Origin of the sequence: Gluconacetobacter tumulicola (assembly GCF_014174215.1) — a bacterium.
Lineage (GTDB): Bacteria > Pseudomonadota > Alphaproteobacteria > Acetobacterales > Acetobacteraceae > Gluconacetobacter > Gluconacetobacter tumulicola.
This window is the reverse complement of the sequence record NZ_JABEQL010000002.1, coordinates 185176-203123: the sequence shown is the minus strand read 5'-3', so window position 1 is coordinate 203123 and position 17948 is coordinate 185176. Positions and strand designations below refer to the sequence as shown.

Below are 17948 nucleotides of genomic sequence, written 5' to 3'. Positions count from 1 at the left end.
CTCCCTACAGGTCCGCCCCGGCGGCCGAGAAGCCGAACGAACGCACGATCATCGCCACATCCTCGGCCTGCGCCCCAACCAGCACATGCTCCAACGCACAGGCCTGGGCCAGCGCGGGGTCGCACGCATGCGCCGCCGCAACACGGCCATCGACCATACGAACCCAATACCACACCGCGCCGCGCGGTCCCTCGGCAAAGCCAACTCCCTCACCGACAGCCTGCTGCCTCCACCCGGCATCCGGCATGCTGCCGGCCGCCGCCCGCAACAGCCGCGCGACGCCGCCCAGCTCCGTCAGCCGAAGGTCGGTGCGCGCCGCCACATCACCACCGCGCCGCACGCCGCTATCCAGCCATTCGCGCCGATAGCCCGGCACCAGCCGCCGCAGATCCTCCTCGCGCGCCGACGCCCGGCCCACGACGCCCCCCACGCCCAGCGCCCGCGCCGCCGACTGGTCCAGCACGCCCACTCCGGCAATGCGCGCCTCCAGCCCCGGCCACCCCCGACAACGCACCAGCGCGGCCCGGCCGGCCTCCAGCAGATCCACCACCCGGTCGCCGATGGCAACGGCCGCGTCATCCATCGCCGGTTCGCCCGCTCCACCGGGGCAAACCCGGTCCATCAGCAGCCGGTGGCCGCCGATTCGGCCGCACTGGTCCAGGATCGCCTCGCGCAGCCGCTCGCATTCCGCCGCCAGACCCGCCCCTCCGGCCGCCCGCGCCGCGCGCGACAGATCATGCAGATGCGTCGCCGCCCGCTCGATTTCCGTCAGCAGCACGCGTGTGCGCACGGTGGCGGCATCGGCAGCCTGCCCTGTCGCCGCCTCGATCGCCCGGCACAGCGCCGATTGATGGGCGACCGACGCCCCGGCGACGGCCCGCCCGGCCAACCGCACCGCACCATCGGCATCCAGCCCCACCAGCCGGGCCACCACCCCACGATGCGCATAGCCCAACCGCCATTCGGCCTGCCCGACCACGCCCCCGCCATCCACCGCCAGACGCAGATGGGCCGGCGTATGGTGCCCGCCATCGGCCGGCCCGCTGCCCAGGATCATGCATTCGCCCGGCACCGGCCGAAAATCCGGCGGGTCGGGCGGCCAGGCGGCCGGCCCCGGACGCGCACTCAGCGGCCAGGTCGCGGTCCAGAGCCCATGGTCCAGCCATGGACGCACATCCCGCGCCTCCATCGCCGAAAACCCCCACAGATCCTGCACGCAACGCTCGAACGGTGCCGCCGCCGGACGCGCCGGGGACAGGCCCAGATAGCGCCCGCCATAGGGTTCGACGCTCGCCACCAGCGGGCGCTCGCCCCCCTCCAGGAACAGGGCATGCACATCCCGCCCATCGGCCCACAGGGTCACGAACGGCAGCGGGTCATGCCGCAGCGCCTCGGCCAGATCGTGCCAGCCTTCCTCCTCCAGCCGGAAGCGCCACCCGCCGGCTTCAGCCTCCCCGCGCCGGATCAGCGCGGCGGCCGTACGCGGGGCCGGATCGGGCTCGGCGCGGATCATCGCCACCCTCGCAGCACCAGCACCACCAGACCGCCCAGCAGCATGGCGGTCACGCCCCGTCCCAGCCAGCCCGTCCGGACCGCGCCACCGACAGGCAGCGGGCTGCCGACCACCACCCCGACCGCCATCGGCAGCACCAGCATCGGCGCCACATCGCACAGCGCAACCAGCGTCAGCACCACCCCCCCGAACGGCAGGAACGGCGAATGGATCAAGGGCGCAAGGCTCCCATCCCACGGCCCATGCCGGTCGGGCCCCGCCTGCCGCGCCAGCGGCCCCATCAGCGCGACCGACAGCAGCAACGCCACCAATCCCGCCAGACCGGCACCACCACCCGCTCCGGCCGCTACCGCCGCCAGGCCGATCATCAACCCGACCGACAGCCGGCCCCGCCGCTCCGGGGGCGCCACGCGGATGGAAAGCGCCATCAGCCACAGCGTCACCAGCCCCAGCGCCATCACCCCTATCCGGTCCTGGCCCTGCGCCAGATGACGCAGCACCGGGATCGCGGTCATGACCGGCGCCAGGGCCATGGGCGCCACCGCATCCCCTGCCGCCAGCACGACCGGGGCGGCTGGCCCCAGCCCCGCGACAGTCCCCAGCCCGACCGTCAGCAACAGCCCCCCCAGCCCTTCCAGCCGCCCCGCCGCGTCGGACGCCGCCAACAGTGCGGCACCGGGCACGGCCAGCAGGATGCCGGACAGGCTGAGGCGAAAAAGATCCCACCCCGCCCGTGCCGCGCCACGCGTCACGGCGGTCGCCAGCGCCACCAGCATCGCCACCCCGCCAACCGCGACCGCGCCCGACAGCGGATCGGCGCAGGCGGTGGCAACGGCCGCGCCACCGGCCAGCCCATGCATCAGCACGCCCGTCCCCCGCCGTCCCGGCGCCATGTCGGCCGACAGACAGGCCAGGAACAGCGCCAGCAGCGGCAGCGGCAGCAGAAGTCCCAACGCGCCGGGCGGCACGGCAAAGGGCGTCCCCGGCCAGACGCTCCGCAACGCCACCGCCAGGGCAGCCAGCCCCAGCCCGACCGCCGACAGACCCACCCCCGCCGCCCGCGCCGAAGCCGGCGAGCAGGCCGCCAGCACCCCCATCGACAGGAACGGCCAGCACAGCGCCAGCGGCATCAGCACCGGCAGCGAAACAGGCGGAATGCTCACGTCGGTTCCCGCCCCCAGGCGATCCGGCGCAGGCAGACAAAAGCCACCACCAGCAGCGCCGCCTGCAATGCCACAGCCCCCGCCAGCACCGCGTCCCGCCCGGCCAGGCCGGCGAGCAGCATCAATCCGTTCAGGGCCGCCGCCAGCCCCGCGCACTGCCCCACCACCGAACGGCGGACCGCGGCAGCCAGCACACCACTCAGGATGGCCACCAGCGCCGCAATCAGGTCCGGCCGCGTCACGGCGTCGATCAGGCCGCGCGGCACCGCCAGCACGGCCAGGATCGTCAGCATCAGGCCACCGCCCACCCCTGATATCCGCTCCGTCGGCACTGGCGGCCGATCCTCCAGCCGCGCCAGCCCCCATACCAGCGGCGCCGTCCCCGCCACCACGAACAGGGCCGCCAGACAGGGACGCACCGGCGCCTCGACATCCAGCGCCGCCGCCAGCAATGTCAGCACCACCAGCCCGGCCTGCCAGGGTAACGCCCAGCGCAGGCCCGACAGCACGACCGAGGCGGCAATCAGCAGGCCGGGAAGCGGCGACCCCATCACGCGACCTCCTGATCCGCGAACAGCACCACGACCGCCAGCGCCGCGAACAGCAGCGCCAGCACCAGCCGGCCGCGCACCGCGCGCGCCGAGCCCATCACCACCACCCGCGCGGCGACGATGCCGGCACAGATCATCCCCATCCGCGCCAGCCATGCCGCCACGGCGCCCGGCAGCGATGCGGCCGCCGGCAACAGCGCCCCGTCCCGCGGCATCGCCAGCCCACCCGGCCAGGCCAGATCCCCCGCCAGCGTGACCCAGGCGATCAGCCCCAGATCCCGCGCCAGTTCCATGGCGGCACGGCCGCGTCCGCCCAGATCGACCATCATGTCCGCCGCGCGCGCATCATCGCCGGGGCCGATATCCGGCCCGGCCAGCAGCAGGGCGACGGCCAGCAACATCGCCGACACCCGCCCGCCCCCCGGATCGGGGTCGCGCAGCCGCGCCAGCAGGGCATCGATCCCCCCATGCCCGGTCGCCATGACCGCCGCCGCCACCGCCAGCGGAAAGACCGCCTGCATCGCCGCCAGGGCGCCGACACCTCCGGCCGACGCCAATCCGGCCCGTGCGCCCCCCGGCGCCAACGCCGCCAGCAATGGCAGCAGGCGCGCCAGCACCAGCAGTCCCGAGACCGTCAGCAGGTCCGAAAGCCCGCTTCCCGGCAGACCGAGCGCGAAGGACGGCACCAGCGCACAGGCGGCCAGCGCGGTCGCCAGCGCCATCGCCGGCGCAATCTCGGCCACGCCGGCAGCGCGCACCCCATGCCGGCGCGCGCAGGACCGGATCAGCCGCCAGCGCGCCAGCACAGGGACACGCTCGGCACCGCCCGCCCAGGCCATGCCGGCCGCCAGCAGCCCCCGTGCCAGCGGCGCGCAGGCGACCATCAGCACCAGATGCACCGCCAGCAGCACGCATCCCACGATCCCGGCCGACATCATCGCCCACGACACCATCACGAACGGCCCCACATCCGGACCAGCGCCGCCATGGCCAGCCACAGCAGCACCAGCCCCATGGCATGGCGCGACGCCCAGGCCACGCCCCCCTCCGTCAGCGCCAGCATGCGACGACCCGCATCCCGTACCCTGCGCGCCATCCGCCATGCGATGCGCCGCAGGGGCCATCCCCCCCCCAGACCCCACGCCAGCGCACCGGCAAACTGCGCCGGCCCGGCCTGCGCCGCCGGCTCGCCGAACGGCATCCACGGCGGCGAGGGGGGCGCCCCCTCGGTCCAGGCCGCCACCGGGCGCGACGCCACCGTGCCGGCCAGACGCGACAATGCCAGCACCCCGGCTCCCGCCAGCCCCAACAACACCACAATGCCGATCGGATACAGCACTCCGCCGCCACCCGGCGCCGCCAGAGCCAGCCAGTCCGGCCGCGCACCCGACGGAATCGTCCCGCGCAGGCCGGCAATGTCCCACCCCGCGCCGCGCGTCAGCCACAGCAAGATTCCGGGCACGAGCACCATGACCGCACTCCCCCCCAGGCACACGGCCGGCGCCGCCAGCTTTCCCGTCGCGGGGTCGGTCGCCCCGGCAGCACGCGGCGTGCGCGGCCGCCCCAGGACCAGGCAGGATAACAGGCGCACCGCCGCCAGGATCAACAGACCGCATACCAGCCCGACCCCGGCCAACGATGCCAGCAACGGCATCGCGCCCGCCAGCCCTTCGGCACGCGGCAGCGCCAGCAACGACTGTACCAGCAGCCACGCCACCGCAAACCCGCCCGACGGCGGCAGGGCGCACACCCCGGCCAGCGCCAGGGCCAGCATGCCCGACGTCTTCGGCATCAGGGCCGCCAGCCCCCCGGCGCGCATCAGCCCCAGCGAACCCGCCGCCTCGGCAATCCATGCCAATGTCAGGATCGCGGCCAGAAACGCCAACCCGACCCCACCCATCAGCAGCATCAGGGCACGGAACGCCCCCAGCGCCAGCAAGGGCAGGTCATCCGCTCGCCCGGTCACCACCAGCCCGACCAGCAGTAGCCCCAGGCCACCCCAGCCCCCCAGCATGCCGGCCATCACACGGCCCGCATCGCGCGCGCCCAGGGCGCGTCCACACGCCACCAGGGCCAGCATCAACCCCACAACGACCAGCGCGCCCCCCCAGAAGACGCCGACCGCCCCCCCGGGCCAATCGACCAGCATGCGCACGGCAAGGCAGAGCCCGGCCACCATCCCCGCCAGATGCGCGACCCCGACAGGCGCGCCATGCCGCGCGCCAGACAGCGGCCGCACCGACAGCCCCATCAGCGCCGTGGCCGCCACCAGTGCCGGAACCGGCAGCACGACCAGCCGCCAGCCGCCCGACCCCGCCAGCAGGGCAGTCGCCGTCGCCACCCCGACACTCCCCCAGCCCACCATGGCACGCGGCACGGCGCCCCGGCCCCGCAGAAACGGCAACAAGGCCGCCGCGCCGATCGCAAACAGGAGGGGATTGCCGGTGCCCACCGTCAGCGCCGCGCCGGCCAGCACCGGCGTCCGCTCGCCCGAGGCCAGGCCGGCCACCGACAGGATCAGCACGAACGGCAAGGACAGCGCATCGACGCGCAACAGGGCCATCGCCCCCGCTTCAGGAACCGTCACCGGGCCCGGAGGAAGGACGGCCATCGCCAGTGCCAGCACAAGGGCCAGCCCCCACCCCGCGCGGGCCGCCTGCGGCACCGCGAACCGGGGCATCAGGCCGTCCAGCAGCAGCACCGACAGCACAAGCATGAGAAACAGCGGCAGGATGGCCCCATCCCCGAATCACGGGTCCGATCGAACCGCCATCAAACCACGCCGCTCAGATCATGGCGAGGGGGACCTTGCGTCGCGGCGGCGGGATCGACCGGTCGATCGCCGCCAGATCCTCCGATGTCAGCACCAGCTCGGTGGCCGCCACGTTCTCGCGCTGGTGCTGCGGGCTGCCCGCCTTGGGAATTGCCAGCATGCCCGGCTGCCGCAGCACCCAGGCCAGCGCCACCTGGGCGGGCGTCGCCGGCCCCAGGCTGGTCTCGTGCCGATCCGCGATCCGCTCCAGCACCGGCTGGTGCAGCAGGTCCCCGCCCTGTCCCAGCGGGGAATAGGCCATGGTCACGATCGACCGGCGCCGGTCCGCCTCCAGCAGATCGAATTCCACCCCGCGATAATCCAGGCTGTAGAGGATCTGGTTGGCGGCACAGGGATCGGGCGAGGCGACGCGCGCCAGGTCATCCAGATCCCCGACATCGAAATTCGATACACCCCAAGCGCCGATCAGCCCTTCCCGCTTCAGCCGCTCGAAGGCCCCGATCGTCTCGCCCAGCGGCACGGCCCCCCGCCAGTGCAACAGGTACAGATCGATCCGATCGGTGCCCAGCCGCCGAAGCGACGCCCGGCAACTCGCCGCCACCCCGGCGCGCGAGGCATTGGACGGCAGCACCTTCGTGACCAGAAAGACCTCATCCCGCCGGCCGGCGATCGCCTCGCCCACCAGCCGCTCCGACCGCCCGGCCCCGTACATCTCGGCGGTATCGACCACCCGCAACCCCAGATCCAGGCCCAGCCGCAGGCTGGCGATCTCCTGCGTCCGGCGCTCGGCACTGTCGCCCAGCGCCCAGGTCCCCATGCCCAGCGCCGGCACGCGCGCACCCCCCGGAAACATGACGGAATTGACCATGCCGCGCGGTCCTCCTCGCAGATTCTGTGCTGCCATGCGCGAAAGCCACCCTACGGAGTCCGACCGCGCATTGGATTGCCACCAGCGCGCATTTGCGGTCAGGCTCAGCGCGCCCCTCGGGTCCATCCTTTTGCCTGCTGACGCCAGTAGACAAGCGTGTGCCCGGCCTCGCGGGCACTGGTCCACCGCCGGCGGGCCGCTTCCACGGCCTCCGGGTCGCCCCCATCGAACAGGTCGAACACCCGCTCGAACGCGGCGACGTCCGGACAGTTCACCCCGTCGATCAGGAACAGGTAGGTCGCCCCGTTCGGCACATCGTCCCCGGCCGTCAGCCAGATGGGCTGCAACGGCCCGTGCCCCATCGCGGCACTGCCATGCGGCAGCCAGACCGGATCGGTGGCACGCCACAGGGCCTCGTCCATCGCCTTGACCCGCTGCGCGTCGCCACAGCGCAGCACGGCGCGCCGCCCGGCCTCCAACGTCCGGCCCAGCAGGGCCGGCAGCGCCTGGTCAACGCTGGTCCGCGTCAGGTGATAGAAGCCGATTTCCGCCATGGCGCGCCGCGATCCCGCCTCAACCCTCGTGGTTTTCCCGTACGAAGCGCTCCAGCAGACGCACGCCGAAGCCCGTGGCCCCCTTGGGCGTGCAATGCACGGTCTTCCGGGCCCAGGCGGTGCCGGCAATGTCCAGATGCGCCCACGGCACCTGATTGACGAAATGTTCCAGGAACTTGGCCGCCGTGATCGACCCGCCCGGCCGCCCGCCGACATTCTTGAAATCCGCGATGTCCGAGCGCAGCGCGTCGCGATAGGCATCGGACAGCGGCATGCGCCACAGAAGCTCGCCCGTTTCCTCGCCCGCCGCGGCCAGCCGCCCGGCCAGCGCGTCATCGTTCGAGAACAGCCCGGCATATTCATGCCCCAGCCCGACGACGATCGCGCCCGTCAGCGTGGCCAGATCGACCATCAGGCGCGGCTTGAACCGCTCCTGCACGTACCACAGCACGTCGGCCAGCACGAGCCGCCCCTCGGCATCGGTATTGATCACCTCGACCGTCTGGCCGGAATAGGTCCGCACCACGTCGCCCGGCCGCTGGGCATTGCCGGCCAGCATGTTCTCCACCAGCCCGACCGCGCCCACGACATTGACCCGCGCCTTGCGGCCGGCCAGCGCCGCCATCAGCCCCACCACGGCGGCAGCGCCGGCCATGTCGGTCTTCATCTCCTCCATGCCGGCCGCCGGCTTGATCGAGATCCCGCCGGAATCGAAGGTCACGCCCTTGCCGATAAAGGCCAGCGGCGCGGAATCGTCGCCGGCGCCGTTCCAGCGCATCAGCACCGTGCGCGGCGGGGCATCGCTGGCCTGCGCCACCCCCAGCAGCGCGCCGAAGCCCAGCTCGGCCATCGTATCCCGATCCAGTATCTCGACCGCCACCCCCAGTTCGCGCAGCGCCTCGATCCGGGTCGCGAATTCGGGCGGACGCAGGACGTTCGCCGGCTCGCTGACCAGGTCGCGCGCCAGATAGACACCCCGCGCCACGGCGGACAGGTCCGCCCACGCCGCCTCCGCCTGGGCGGCGGCCGGGGTCAGGATCGTGATCTCCGCCAGCCGCCAGCGCGCATCTTCGGGCAGGCGGGTATGGTAACTGTCAAAGCGAAAGGCGGCGAGCGTCGCACCCTGGGCGACATGGGCCACCAGCGCGGGTGGCACGCCATCGGCCGCGATCCGCGCCGCAGCAGCCAGCTTGCCCAGCGCCGTGACGGCGGCGCCGGCCGCGTTCTCGACGGTGCGGGCACCGATCTCGGCCACCTTGCCCAGCCCGACCAGCAGAATACGGTCGAACCCGCCGCCGGGAGCCAGCAACATGCAGGTCCGGCCGGCACCGAACGTGAACGACGCAGCCCCGACCGCACGCTCCAGCGCGCCGCCGGTCGCCCGGTCGGCGGCAAGATAGGTGGCCGGACGTGGCCCGTCCTCGGACACCAGAATGGCCAGGACGCCATCGGCGGGAAGGACGGCATCGGAAAAACCGGTCTGCAACATGGCGCTGATACTCCGCAACGATCGGTCGGTCAGGGTCGCGCCCCGGACCCTGGAACAGGTGCGCCAGCATGCCGCATGCGGGCGCATCTGTCCAAAGCCGGCCCGCCGAAACCCCGAAGATTCGAGAAAGGCGCATGACGCGCGGCCGCGAGTAAGCTAATCCTATGAACCCATGAATCGTTCCTCCCTGCTCCATCCCGGCGACGACGCGTTGCTGGACCTGGCGACCCGCCTGGCCTCCGAGGCCGCCGAACTGATCCGCGCGATCCGTGCGCGCGGGTTCGAAACCGTGACGAAATCCGATTCGTCCCCGGTGACCGAGGCCGATCACGCCGCCGAGGCCCATATCCTGGCCGGGCTGCGCGCCGCCGCGCCCGAAATTCCCGTGATCGCCGAGGAAGAAGCCGCCGCCGGCGTGCGCGTCGAGGCCGGTCACACATTCTGGCTGGTCGACCCGCTGGACGGCACGCGCGAATTCGCGGCGGGCCGGGACGATTTCACCGTCAATATCGGCCTGGTCCGTGACGGAAGCGCCGTTCTGGGGGCGGTCGCCCTGCCGGCCTATCACCAGCTCTATGCCGGCCATGTCGCCACCGGCGCGCACCGTATCGACGCGGCCGGCACGCATGCCATCCACGCCCGCCTTGTTCCGCCGGAGGGGCTGACGGTGCTGGCCTCGCGCCATTATGCCGACGACCCGCGCCTGGCATCGTTCCTGGGCGGCCGGCAGATCGCCCATCTGGGCAATATCGGCTCCGCCGCGAAATTCATCCGCGTGGCCGAAGGCGCGGCCGACCTCTATCCCCGCCTGGGCACGACGATGGAATGGGATACCGCCGCCCCGCAGGTTATTGTCGAGGCCGCCGGCGGCAGCGTCACCACAATGGATGGCGAACCCCTGCGCTACGGCAAGCCCGACTGGCGCAACCCGCACTTCATCTGCGCCGGAAAGCGGGAGCAATCAGGCGCGTGACGCGTTATGATCAACGACATGATCGGCCACGAACGGACGGGTAGAGGGGAGATGACGGAACGCCTGGAAGCAAACGACGCGGGCATCGCCCGCGCGGCCGAGCTGCTGCGGGCAGGCGGCCTGGTGGCGTTCGGGACGGAAACCGTCTACGGGCTTGGCGCCGACGCGACCAATGATACCGCCGTGGCCCGCATCTTCGCCGCCAAGGAGCGCCCGCGCTTCAACCCGCTGATCAGCCATTTCCCCGATGCCGAGGCCGCCTTCACCGAGGCCGTGCCCAACGAGCTCGCGCGGCGCCTGGCCGAGCGGTTCTGGCCCGGCCCGCTGACGCTGGTCCTGCCGCGCCAGCCGGGCGGCACGATCTCGGACCTCGCCGCCGCCGGCTTGCCCTCGGTGGCGGTCCGCGTGCCGCGCGGCGCGGTCACGGCGGCCCTGCTGCGCGCCACCGGCCGCCCGGTCGCGGCCCCGTCGGCCAATCTGTCCGGCAAGGTCAGCCCGTCGGACGCCTATCACGTCATGCGCGGCCTGAACGGCCGCATCGACGCGGTGCTGGATTCCGGCCCGTGCCAGGTCGGGGTGGAAAGCACGGTCCTCGACCTGACGGGCACCGCGCCCATGCTGCTGCGCCCCGGCGGCGTCACGATCGAGGCCCTCGCCGAGATCTGCGGCCCGATCTCCCATCCCGACGATTATGCCGACACCCTGCCGGTCTCGCCCGGCCGGATGGAATCGCACTACGCCCCCTCCCTGCCGGTCCGCCTGGACGCGCAGGAGGTCGGCGCCGACGAGGCCCTGCTGGCCTTCGGGCCGGAACTGCCGGGGGCCGGGCTGGTCTGGAATCTCAGCCCCTCCGGCACGGTGGACGAAGCCGCGGCCCGCCTGTTCGCCGGGCTGCGCTTCCTGGACAGCGAGGGCGCGCGGCGCGGCCTGACCCGTATCGCCGCCATGCCGATCCCCCGCGCCGGGCTGGGGCTGGCCATCCGCGACCGCCTGCGCCGCGCGGCCTCCCCCCGTCCCGCATGATGCCGCATCCCGCCACAACCGCCTGCCCCGAACATCGTGATCCGCCGCCATGAGCGACAAACTCGATCCCAAGGAACTGAAGATTCTGGCGGATATCCTGGCACTGGTCCTGGAGGACCATCCGGGACAGTCCGCCAATGCGCTGGACGCCATCCGCAACCGTGCCCGCCGCAACGGCATGACCGGCGGGGCCCTGAAGAATCTGTTCACGGCCATCGCGCCGAACCCGCCGCAGCGCCCCCCGCCCCGCCCCCGCGCCTCCCGCGTCGCATCCGGCGCTGCCGCCACCGAGGAAATGCAGGCCGCGCGCACGCGGATCATGCAGCTGACCGAAAGCGTCAACCGGCTCGATCTCGACCTGCGCAGCGCACGCGCCCGCAATGAGGAACTGCGGTCGCAGCTCTACCTGACCCAGCAGGCCCGCGCCGAAACGCAGGCCGCCCTGTCCGTGATGCGGGCGCGCCCCACGCCGCGCCGCCGCTCGGTCGTCGCCCTGGCCGTCGCCGTCGGCGCCCTGGTGGGCGCGATCGGCATGGGCATGGTGCGCGCCATGGACGTGCCTTCCGTCCCGTTCCGAACGACGGCCCTCAACTGACGGAACCAGCGGCACCAGGGCCAGACCTGGGGCCGGACATTGCCTTGCCGGTCATTCTGTCCCAAGACAGGCGCCGTCCCCCGCGCCGATCATCCATCGCCACCGGAAACCCGCCATGACCGCCACCCCCTCCTCCGCTCCCCCGACCGCCGACCTGCTGGCCCGTCTGGCGGATCTGCTGGGACCGTCGGGCATCCTCACCGAGACCTCGGACGTCGCGCCATACTGCACCGACTGGCGCTCGCTCTATCACGGGCGCGCGGCAGCCGTCCTGCGCCCGGCCAGCACCGCCGAACTGGCCCAGGCCGTCTCGCTGTGCGCCGCGGCCGGGGTCGCGATGGTGCCGCAGGGCGGCAATACCAGCATGGTCGGCGGCGCCACGCCCGACGAAAGCGGGCGGGACATCGTGGTGTGCCTGTCGCGGATGAACCGCGTGCGGCGGATCGACCCGCTGGACCACACGATGGAACTTGAAGCCGGCGTCACGCTGAAGGCGGCGCAGGATGCGGCGCGCGAAGCCGGCCTGATGCTGCCGCTCTCGATCTCGTCGGAAGGCTCGGCCCAGATCGGCGGCGTGCTGGCCACTAATGCCGGCGGCAACAACACCGTGCGCTACGGCAATGCGCGGGAACTGGTGCTGGGGCTGGAGGTCGTGCTGCCCGACGGCAGCGTCTTCAACGGGCTGCGCCGGCTGCGCAAGGACAATACGGGCTATGCGCTGCGCCAGCTCTTCGTGGGGTCCGAGGGTACGCTGGGCTTCATCACCTCGGCCATCCTGCAATTGCAGCCCCAGCCGCGCGCGGTCGAGGCCGCGCTGTGCGCGGTCGCCGGCGCCGGCGCGGCGCTGGCGCTGTTCAGCGCCTTCCGCGCCCAGGACCCGGCGCTGATCCAGGCCTTCGAATATATGTCGGGCGCCGGGATGGACCTGGTCACGCGGCTGGTGCCCGGCACCAGCCTGCCGCTGGCCGAACCCGCCCCGGCCTATGTGCTGGTGGAACTGGCGACCCCGCGCCGCGATGCCGACCTGCGCACGGTGCTGGAAGACGTCCTGGCCGGCATGTTCGAGGCCGGCACGGTCAGCGACGCCGTGATCGCCGAAAGCGAGGGCCAGCGCCTGGCGCTGTGGAAACTGCGCGAAGAGCATGCCGAGGCCCAGCGCCGCGCCGGCGCCAGCGTCAAGAACGACGTCTCGGTCCCCGTCTCGCGCGTGCCGGAACTGATCGACCGCGCCAGCGCCGCCTGCGCGGCCCTGATCCCGGGCATCCGCCCCGCGCCGTTCGGCCATATCGGCGACGGCAACATCCATTTCAACCTGGTGCAGCCCGAGGGCATGGACCCGGCCGCATTCCTGGCACAGGATCACCGGATCATGGACACGGTCGCCGCCATCGTGCGCGACCTGGACGGCTCCTTCTCGGCCGAACATGGGGTCGGACGCCTGAAGCCCTACATGATGCCCGATTGGCGCGGGGGCGCCGAACTGGCCACCATGCGCCGGATCAAGGACGCAATCGATCCGCACGGGCTGATGAATCCCGGCACGCTGTTTCCCCCGGCAGGCTAGCATACCGTCCGCGTGTCCCGCGCGGGGCGGCCCACGGACATCTTTCCGGTTCCTCGACTTTCCACTGGCATCCTTGCCCGCCCCAATAAAACCATCGGGACGGGATCTGCTTCAGCCGGCCGGCACATGATGACGGCCGGGAACCGGTGGGGCGACCAGCCGTAACGGTCGCACCACCCTTGGACGCAGGGCTTTTCACCACATCCTCCGGGGAGCTACACAGGCCTATGTCGTTCGCCCGATCCGCAATCCGACGTCCGTCAAGGGCGCGCCTGCCGATGCTCGACCGCTACGTGCTGCGGCAGCTCCTCATGGCACTGGCGGCAACCACGGGCGGCCTGGCGGCCCTGATCTGGCTCACCCAGTCCCTGCGCTTCGTCTCCCTGGTGGTCGAACGCGGCCTCTCCCTGCGGGTCTTCATCGGACTGACCAGCCTGCTCGTGCCGTCCTTCGTCGCCATCATCCTGCCGATCACGACCTTCGTGGTGGTGCAGTTCATCTATCAGCGCCTGGCCAGCGATCGCGAACTGACGGTCATGCGCGCGGCGGGCCTGTCGCCCTTCCACGTGGCGCGGCCCGGCCTGCTGTGCGCCGGCGCGTCGATGCTGCTCTGCCTGCTCCTGAATGTGTGGATCGTCCCGCAGGCCTTTCACGCGTTCAAACAGTACGAATTCCAGATCCGCAACCGCATTGCGGCCTTCATGCTGCAGGACGGCGTCTTCACACCCTTGTCGGACACCATGACCGTCTATGTCCGCTCCCGCGATCATGACGGCACGCTCCACGGCATCATGGTCGAGGACGGCCGCCAGCCCGACAGTCCCTCGACCATCCTGGCCGAGCGCGGTACCATGCTGGTCATCAACGACCAGCCCCGCGTGGTCCTCTTCGACGGCTCGCGGCAGGAAATCGACCGCCGGACCGGCCGCTTGAACGTGCTGACCTTCGCGCGCAACACCATCGACCTGACCACCCCCCGGGGCGAGCAGACCCGCTATCGCGACGCCAGCGAGATGGCACTGCACGAATTGCTGCATCCCGACCCGCACCAGGTCTCGGACCGCGATCGCGGCAAGTTCGCGGTCGAAGCCTGGCGGCGCCTGACCTCGCCCTTCACCGCCTTTTCCTTCGCGATGATCGGGCTGGTCAGCGTGCTGGGCGGCACCTTCTCGCGGCACGGCAACATCCTGCGGCCCTTCACCGCGATCATGAGCGTGGTGTGCCTGCTGGCCCTCAGCCTGATGGTGCAGAACCTGGCCGGCCGCAATCCCGGGCTGGTGCCCCTGATGTGGGTCGAGGCGATCCTGCCAGGCGCCGTGTGCGCCATCACGCTCTTCCTGCCCGAATGGCGCCAGCGGCAGCAGCCGATGGCGGGGCCGCCGCTTCCCGCATCCATCCCGTCCGGCCAGGCGCCCCGCCCATGACCGTCTCGGTCACCCTCTCCTTCTACATCGCGCGGCAGTTCACGCTGGCGGTCCTGGCGATGATCCTGTCGCTGACCGGGCTGGTCTCGCTGTTCGATTTCATCGACCTGCTGCGGCGGGTCGCAACGCGTCCCAACGTGCCCACCCGCCTGGTCAGCGAGATCGCACTCCTGCACATCCCCTATTTCACGATCGAAATCCTGCCCTTCGGCGTGCTGCTGGGCGGGCTCGTCTGCTTCTGGCGTCTCACCCGCTCGTCCGAGCTGATCGTGGCGCGGGCCGCCGGCATTTCGGCATGGCAGTTCCTGACCGGCCCGCTGGCCTGCGCCCTGCTGATCGGCGCACTGGCCACCGGGGCGCTGTCGCCGCTGTCCTCGCTCATGTACCGGCGGGCGGAAACGCTGGATCATGTCTATCTGCGCAGCGGCGGCCCGCTGAATCTCGCCGACGGCGCATTGTGGATTCGTCAGGCCGACAACGCCCTGACCCCCCACGGGGTGGCGATCCTGCATGCCCGTGGCGTGCATCTGCAGGACGGCGTGCTGCGGATCAGCGGCATCAGCCTGTTCCGGCTGGACGATTCCGACCGTATGATCGTCCGCGTGGAAGCCCCCAGCGGGCATCTGGGCCACGGGGAATGGGTGCTTGACGACACCCACACCATCCGGCCCGACCGCCTGCCCGTCCAGGTAGGACGCTTCACCCTGCCGACCGACCTCACGCTCGCACGTGTCCAGGAAAGCTTCGCCTCGCCCGACACGCTGTCGGTCTGGGCATTGCCGGGCTTCATCTCGCTTCTCGAGCGCTCGGGCTTCTCGTCCATCCGGCACCGGCTGCATTTCCAGTCGCTGCTCACGTTGCCGATCCTGGCAGGCACCATGGCGCTGGTCGCGGCCGGGTTTTCGATGCGCCCGACCCGGCGCGGCGGCGTGGCGCGCATGATCGGCGGCGGGGTGGCGGCAGGCTTCGCGCTGTTCACGGTATCCAAGGTGGCGGCACAATTCGGGGAATCCGGCGCCATGCCCCCGATTCTGGCCGCCTGGGCTCCGACCGGGGCCGGTCTCTGCCTTGCAGTTTCTCTTCTGCTTCATTTAGAAGATGGATGATGCCCTTTCTCCTGCCTCGCCGCCAACTCCGCCCCGTGGGGGGCCAATCCGCGCAGGCACGCGGCACGCTGCTGGCTGCCACCATGCTTGGCGGCACGCTGCTGGGGGCCGCGATCCAGATCCACCATGCCCATGCGCAGGTCCACCCGCTGCACGTCGACGCCGGCACACCGCTTTCCCAGAACGCCCCGGTGACGTTCCAGGCCGACAAGGTGTCGTACGACAACGCCCAGGGCACCGTCACCTGGTCGGGCAACGTCCAGATCTGGCAGAACGACCATGTGCTGCGGGCCGATACGGTCACCTATGACCGCAATACCGGCATCGCGGCGGCACGGGGCAATGTCGCGATCGTCGAGGCGGACGGCACCGTGCTGTTCAGCGACTATGCCGAACTCAGCAACGGCATGCGCGACGGCATCATGACGCGCCTGCACGCGCTGATGGCCGACAACGCCAAGCTTGCCGCCAACGGCATGCGCCGGACCGGCGGGCGCGTCAACGACATGACCCGCGCCGTCTATACCGCCTGCGAGATCTGCGCCAAACACCCCACCCGCCCGCCATTCTGGCAGTTGCGGGCCTATGATGCGATCGACGATACCGAGCACAAGCGCATCGAATTCCGTGATGCCTATCTCGACATGTTCGGGATTCCGGTCATGTACCTGCCGGTCTTCTCGATGTCGGACCCCTCGGTCCGGCGGCAGAGCGGCTTCCTCACCCCCGGCATCACGCCGCACGACCGCTATCTGGGCGCCTACGCCACCATTCCCTATTACTGGGTGATCGACGGCCAGTCCGACCTGACCGTCCAGGGCCTGTTCTCCACCCGTACCGGCCCGCAGGTCAGCAGCCAGTACCGCAACATCTTCAACTGGGGCACGCTGAACATCCTGGCCGGCCTGGCCTACGACACCCACCGCCAGGGCGCGTATATCAACACGTTCGGCAATACCGTCGGCTCGGCCAACGAGCACGGGGTGCAGGGCTACATCTTCGCCCAGGGCAAGGCCTCGCTCTCGCGGGAATGGCGAACGGGGATAAACATCAACCTCGCCACCTCCGCCAACTATATGCGCGACTACCGGGTGACCGGCTACGGGCAGGAAATGCTGACGTCGAACGTCTTCCTCGAAGGGTTCGGCACCGGTTCCTATTCGCGCCTCGACGCTCAGGCCTATCAGGGCCTGAACCAGGGCGTCATCCGCAACAACGACCTGCCCTGGGTGCTGCCGCACTATAATTTCAGCTATTTCGGCCAGCCCGACGCCTGGGGCGGCCGCCTGGCGCTGGATACCAACGATTTCTACGTCTACCGCAATGACGGCGTGTCGGACCAGCGCGCCCAGCTCTCGGCCAACTGGGACCGGCCGTTCCACAACCGGCTGGGTCAGCTCTGGACGCTGACCCTGCATCTGGAATCGGCCATCCATCGCGCCACCAACCTGAACCAGCAACCGCTCTATGCCCCGACGACGGCCCGCGGCGCGGTGGTCACCGGCCAGGTCCTGCCGACCGTGGCGCTGAAGATGAACTGGCCGTTCCTGCGCACGTTCCAGCATGGCGGCGGCACCCAGATCCTGGAGCCCATCGCCCAGATCATCGCGGCCCCCAATACGGGCAACAGCGCCACCCGAAACATGCCCAACGAGGACAGCCTGTCCTACGAGTTCACCGACTCGACCCTGTTCTCCCTGAACCGCTACCCGGGAACCGACAGGCTGGACGGCGGCCTGCGCGGCAATTTCGGCGTCCATGCCAACTGGACATGGGACGGACATGAAATCGACACGCTGGTCGGCGAAAGCGTCCAGGAACATATCGACCACAACCGCATCCCCTATTCGGGGCTGAACCATCACCTGTCCGATGTGGTGGCCCGGGCGCGCATCGCCCCCAACCGGTATGTCGACTTCACCGGCCGCACCCGCATCGACCCCTATGCCGGACGCATCGATTTCGGCGACGCGCTGTTCTCCACCGGGGTCCAGCATTTCCGCGTCACGGGCGGCTATGTCTACGAGCCGGTGACGCCCTATTATTACTACGCCACCAACCTCCAGACCGGCAGCCCGACCTCCGCCTACTTCGTCCGCACCAACGAACTGACGCTCGGCGCCACGACGAACTGGAGCGGCTACAGCCTCTCCGGCTTCGTCCGGCGCAGCCTGTCCCGCCAGGAGTTCGTCAGCATGGGCGGCAATGCCGGCTACCAGAACGACTGCTTCGCCTTCAATATCATGTATATCAAGCAATATACCTCCATCGGCGGCGAACAGCGCAATTCGACCATCATGTTCACCCTGACCTTCAAGACCATCGGGGCCTTTGGTATCCATGGCTGACCCG

15 protein-coding genes are annotated in these 17948 nt (G+C 70.8%); 7 read left to right on the top strand and 8 right to left on the bottom strand.

Annotation, left to right across the window (positions count from 1 at the left end):
* Positions 1–4: 4 nt before the first annotated feature.
* The 8 genes from HLH29_RS02295 to HLH29_RS02260 form a co-directional block, all read right to left on the bottom strand.
* A complete protein-coding gene (locus HLH29_RS02295) occupies positions 5–1513 on the bottom strand; it encodes an NADH-quinone oxidoreductase subunit D-related protein (protein ID WP_182964452.1) in 1509 nt (502 codons plus the stop codon).
* Entirely contained in the window at positions 1510–2676 is a 1167-nt protein-coding gene (locus tag HLH29_RS02290; RefSeq protein WP_246373696.1) for a hypothetical protein, read from the bottom strand. The genes HLH29_RS02295 and HLH29_RS02290 overlap by 4 nt, the downstream gene beginning before the upstream one ends.
* Positions 2673–3227: a hypothetical protein gene (locus HLH29_RS02285; protein ID WP_182964387.1), complete on the bottom strand. Its 555-nt coding sequence runs from the start codon at positions 3225–3227 to the stop codon at positions 2673–2675. The genes HLH29_RS02290 and HLH29_RS02285 overlap by 4 nt, the downstream gene beginning before the upstream one ends.
* Entirely contained in the window at positions 3227–4183 is a 957-nt protein-coding gene (locus HLH29_RS02280) for a hypothetical protein (protein ID WP_182964386.1), read from the bottom strand. The genes HLH29_RS02285 and HLH29_RS02280 overlap by 1 nt, the downstream gene beginning before the upstream one ends.
* The gene (locus tag HLH29_RS02275) at positions 4180–5943 is read right to left on the bottom strand and encodes a hypothetical protein (RefSeq protein ID WP_182964385.1); all 1764 of its coding nucleotides are present in this window, start codon (positions 5941–5943) and stop codon (positions 4180–4182) included. Before HLH29_RS02275 ends, HLH29_RS02280 begins: the two co-directional genes overlap by 4 nt.
* A gap of 70 nt (positions 5944–6013) precedes the next feature.
* Complete coding sequence (locus HLH29_RS02270; protein WP_182964384.1) at positions 6014–6868, bottom strand: aldo/keto reductase; 855 nt, start codon at positions 6866–6868, stop codon at positions 6014–6016.
* A 104-nt stretch (positions 6869–6972) separates the two neighbouring features.
* Positions 6973–7422 (bottom strand): DNA polymerase III subunit chi, encoded by a 450-nt coding sequence (locus HLH29_RS02265; RefSeq protein ID WP_182964383.1) that lies wholly within the window; start codon positions 7420–7422, stop codon positions 6973–6975.
* A gap of 19 nt (positions 7423–7441) precedes the next feature.
* Positions 7442–8911 (bottom strand): leucyl aminopeptidase, encoded by a 1470-nt coding sequence (locus HLH29_RS02260; RefSeq protein ID WP_182964382.1) that lies wholly within the window; start codon positions 8909–8911, stop codon positions 7442–7444.
* Positions 8912–9083: 172 nt separating this feature from the next.
* On the opposite strand from HLH29_RS02260, the gene cysQ reads away from it, so the two are divergent.
* From cysQ to HLH29_RS02225, 7 genes are all read left to right on the top strand, one after another.
* Positions 9084–9884, top strand: coding sequence for a 3'(2'),5'-bisphosphate nucleotidase CysQ (gene cysQ / locus HLH29_RS02255; RefSeq protein WP_182964381.1), 801 nt, complete (start codon positions 9084–9086; stop codon positions 9882–9884).
* 51 nt (positions 9885–9935) lie between these two features.
* Positions 9936–10907, top strand: a complete 972-nt coding sequence (locus HLH29_RS02250; RefSeq protein ID WP_182964451.1) for an L-threonylcarbamoyladenylate synthase — start codon at positions 9936–9938, stop codon at positions 10905–10907.
* Positions 10908–10956: 49 nt separating this feature from the next.
* Entirely contained in the window at positions 10957–11502 is a 546-nt protein-coding gene (locus tag HLH29_RS02245; protein ID WP_182964380.1) for a hypothetical protein, read from the top strand.
* 115 nt (positions 11503–11617) lie between these two features.
* Positions 11618–13066: an FAD-binding oxidoreductase gene (locus HLH29_RS02240; RefSeq protein WP_182964379.1), complete on the top strand. Its 1449-nt coding sequence runs from the start codon at positions 11618–11620 to the stop codon at positions 13064–13066.
* 278 nt (positions 13067–13344) lie between these two features.
* A complete protein-coding gene (gene lptF, locus HLH29_RS02235; protein WP_246373659.1) occupies positions 13345–14490 on the top strand; it encodes an LPS export ABC transporter permease LptF in 1146 nt (381 codons plus the stop codon).
* Complete coding sequence (lptG, locus tag HLH29_RS02230; protein WP_182964377.1) at positions 14487–15596, top strand: LPS export ABC transporter permease LptG; 1110 nt, start codon at positions 14487–14489, stop codon at positions 15594–15596. The genes lptF and lptG overlap by 4 nt, the downstream gene beginning before the upstream one ends.
* A complete protein-coding gene (locus tag HLH29_RS02225; RefSeq protein ID WP_182964376.1) occupies positions 15593–17944 on the top strand; it encodes an LPS-assembly protein LptD in 2352 nt (783 codons plus the stop codon). The genes lptG and HLH29_RS02225 overlap by 4 nt, the downstream gene beginning before the upstream one ends.
* Positions 17945–17948: the final 4 nt, after the last annotated feature.

Coding starts and splice junctions, on each gene's coding strand:
- HLH29_RS02295 (WP_182964452.1), bottom strand. CDS start 1,513: ATGATCCGCGCCGAGCCCGATCCGGCCCCGCGTACGGCCGCCGCGCTG.
- HLH29_RS02285 (WP_182964387.1), bottom strand. CDS start 3,227: ATGGGGTCGCCGCTTCCCGGCCTGCTGATTGCCGCCTCGGTCGTGCTG.
- HLH29_RS02275 (WP_182964385.1), bottom strand. CDS start 5,943: ATGCTTGTGCTGTCGGTGCTGCTGCTGGACGGCCTGATGCCCCGGTTC.
- HLH29_RS02270 (WP_182964384.1), bottom strand. CDS start 6,868: ATGGTCAATTCCGTCATGTTTCCGGGGGGTGCGCGCGTGCCGGCGCTG.
- HLH29_RS02265 (WP_182964383.1), bottom strand. CDS start 7,422: ATGGCGGAAATCGGCTTCTATCACCTGACGCGGACCAGCGTTGACCAG.
- HLH29_RS02260 (WP_182964382.1), bottom strand. CDS start 8,911: ATGTTGCAGACCGGTTTTTCCGATGCCGTCCTTCCCGCCGATGGCGTC.
- cysQ (WP_182964381.1), top strand. CDS start 9,084: ATGAATCGTTCCTCCCTGCTCCATCCCGGCGACGACGCGTTGCTGGAC.
- HLH29_RS02250 (WP_182964451.1), top strand. CDS start 9,936: ATGACGGAACGCCTGGAAGCAAACGACGCGGGCATCGCCCGCGCGGCC.
- HLH29_RS02245 (WP_182964380.1), top strand. CDS start 10,957: ATGAGCGACAAACTCGATCCCAAGGAACTGAAGATTCTGGCGGATATC.
- HLH29_RS02240 (WP_182964379.1), top strand. CDS start 11,618: ATGACCGCCACCCCCTCCTCCGCTCCCCCGACCGCCGACCTGCTGGCC.
- lptF (WP_246373659.1), top strand. CDS start 13,345: ATGCTCGACCGCTACGTGCTGCGGCAGCTCCTCATGGCACTGGCGGCA.
- lptG (WP_182964377.1), top strand. CDS start 14,487: ATGACCGTCTCGGTCACCCTCTCCTTCTACATCGCGCGGCAGTTCACG.
- HLH29_RS02225 (WP_182964376.1), top strand. CDS start 15,593: ATGATGCCCTTTCTCCTGCCTCGCCGCCAACTCCGCCCCGTGGGGGGC.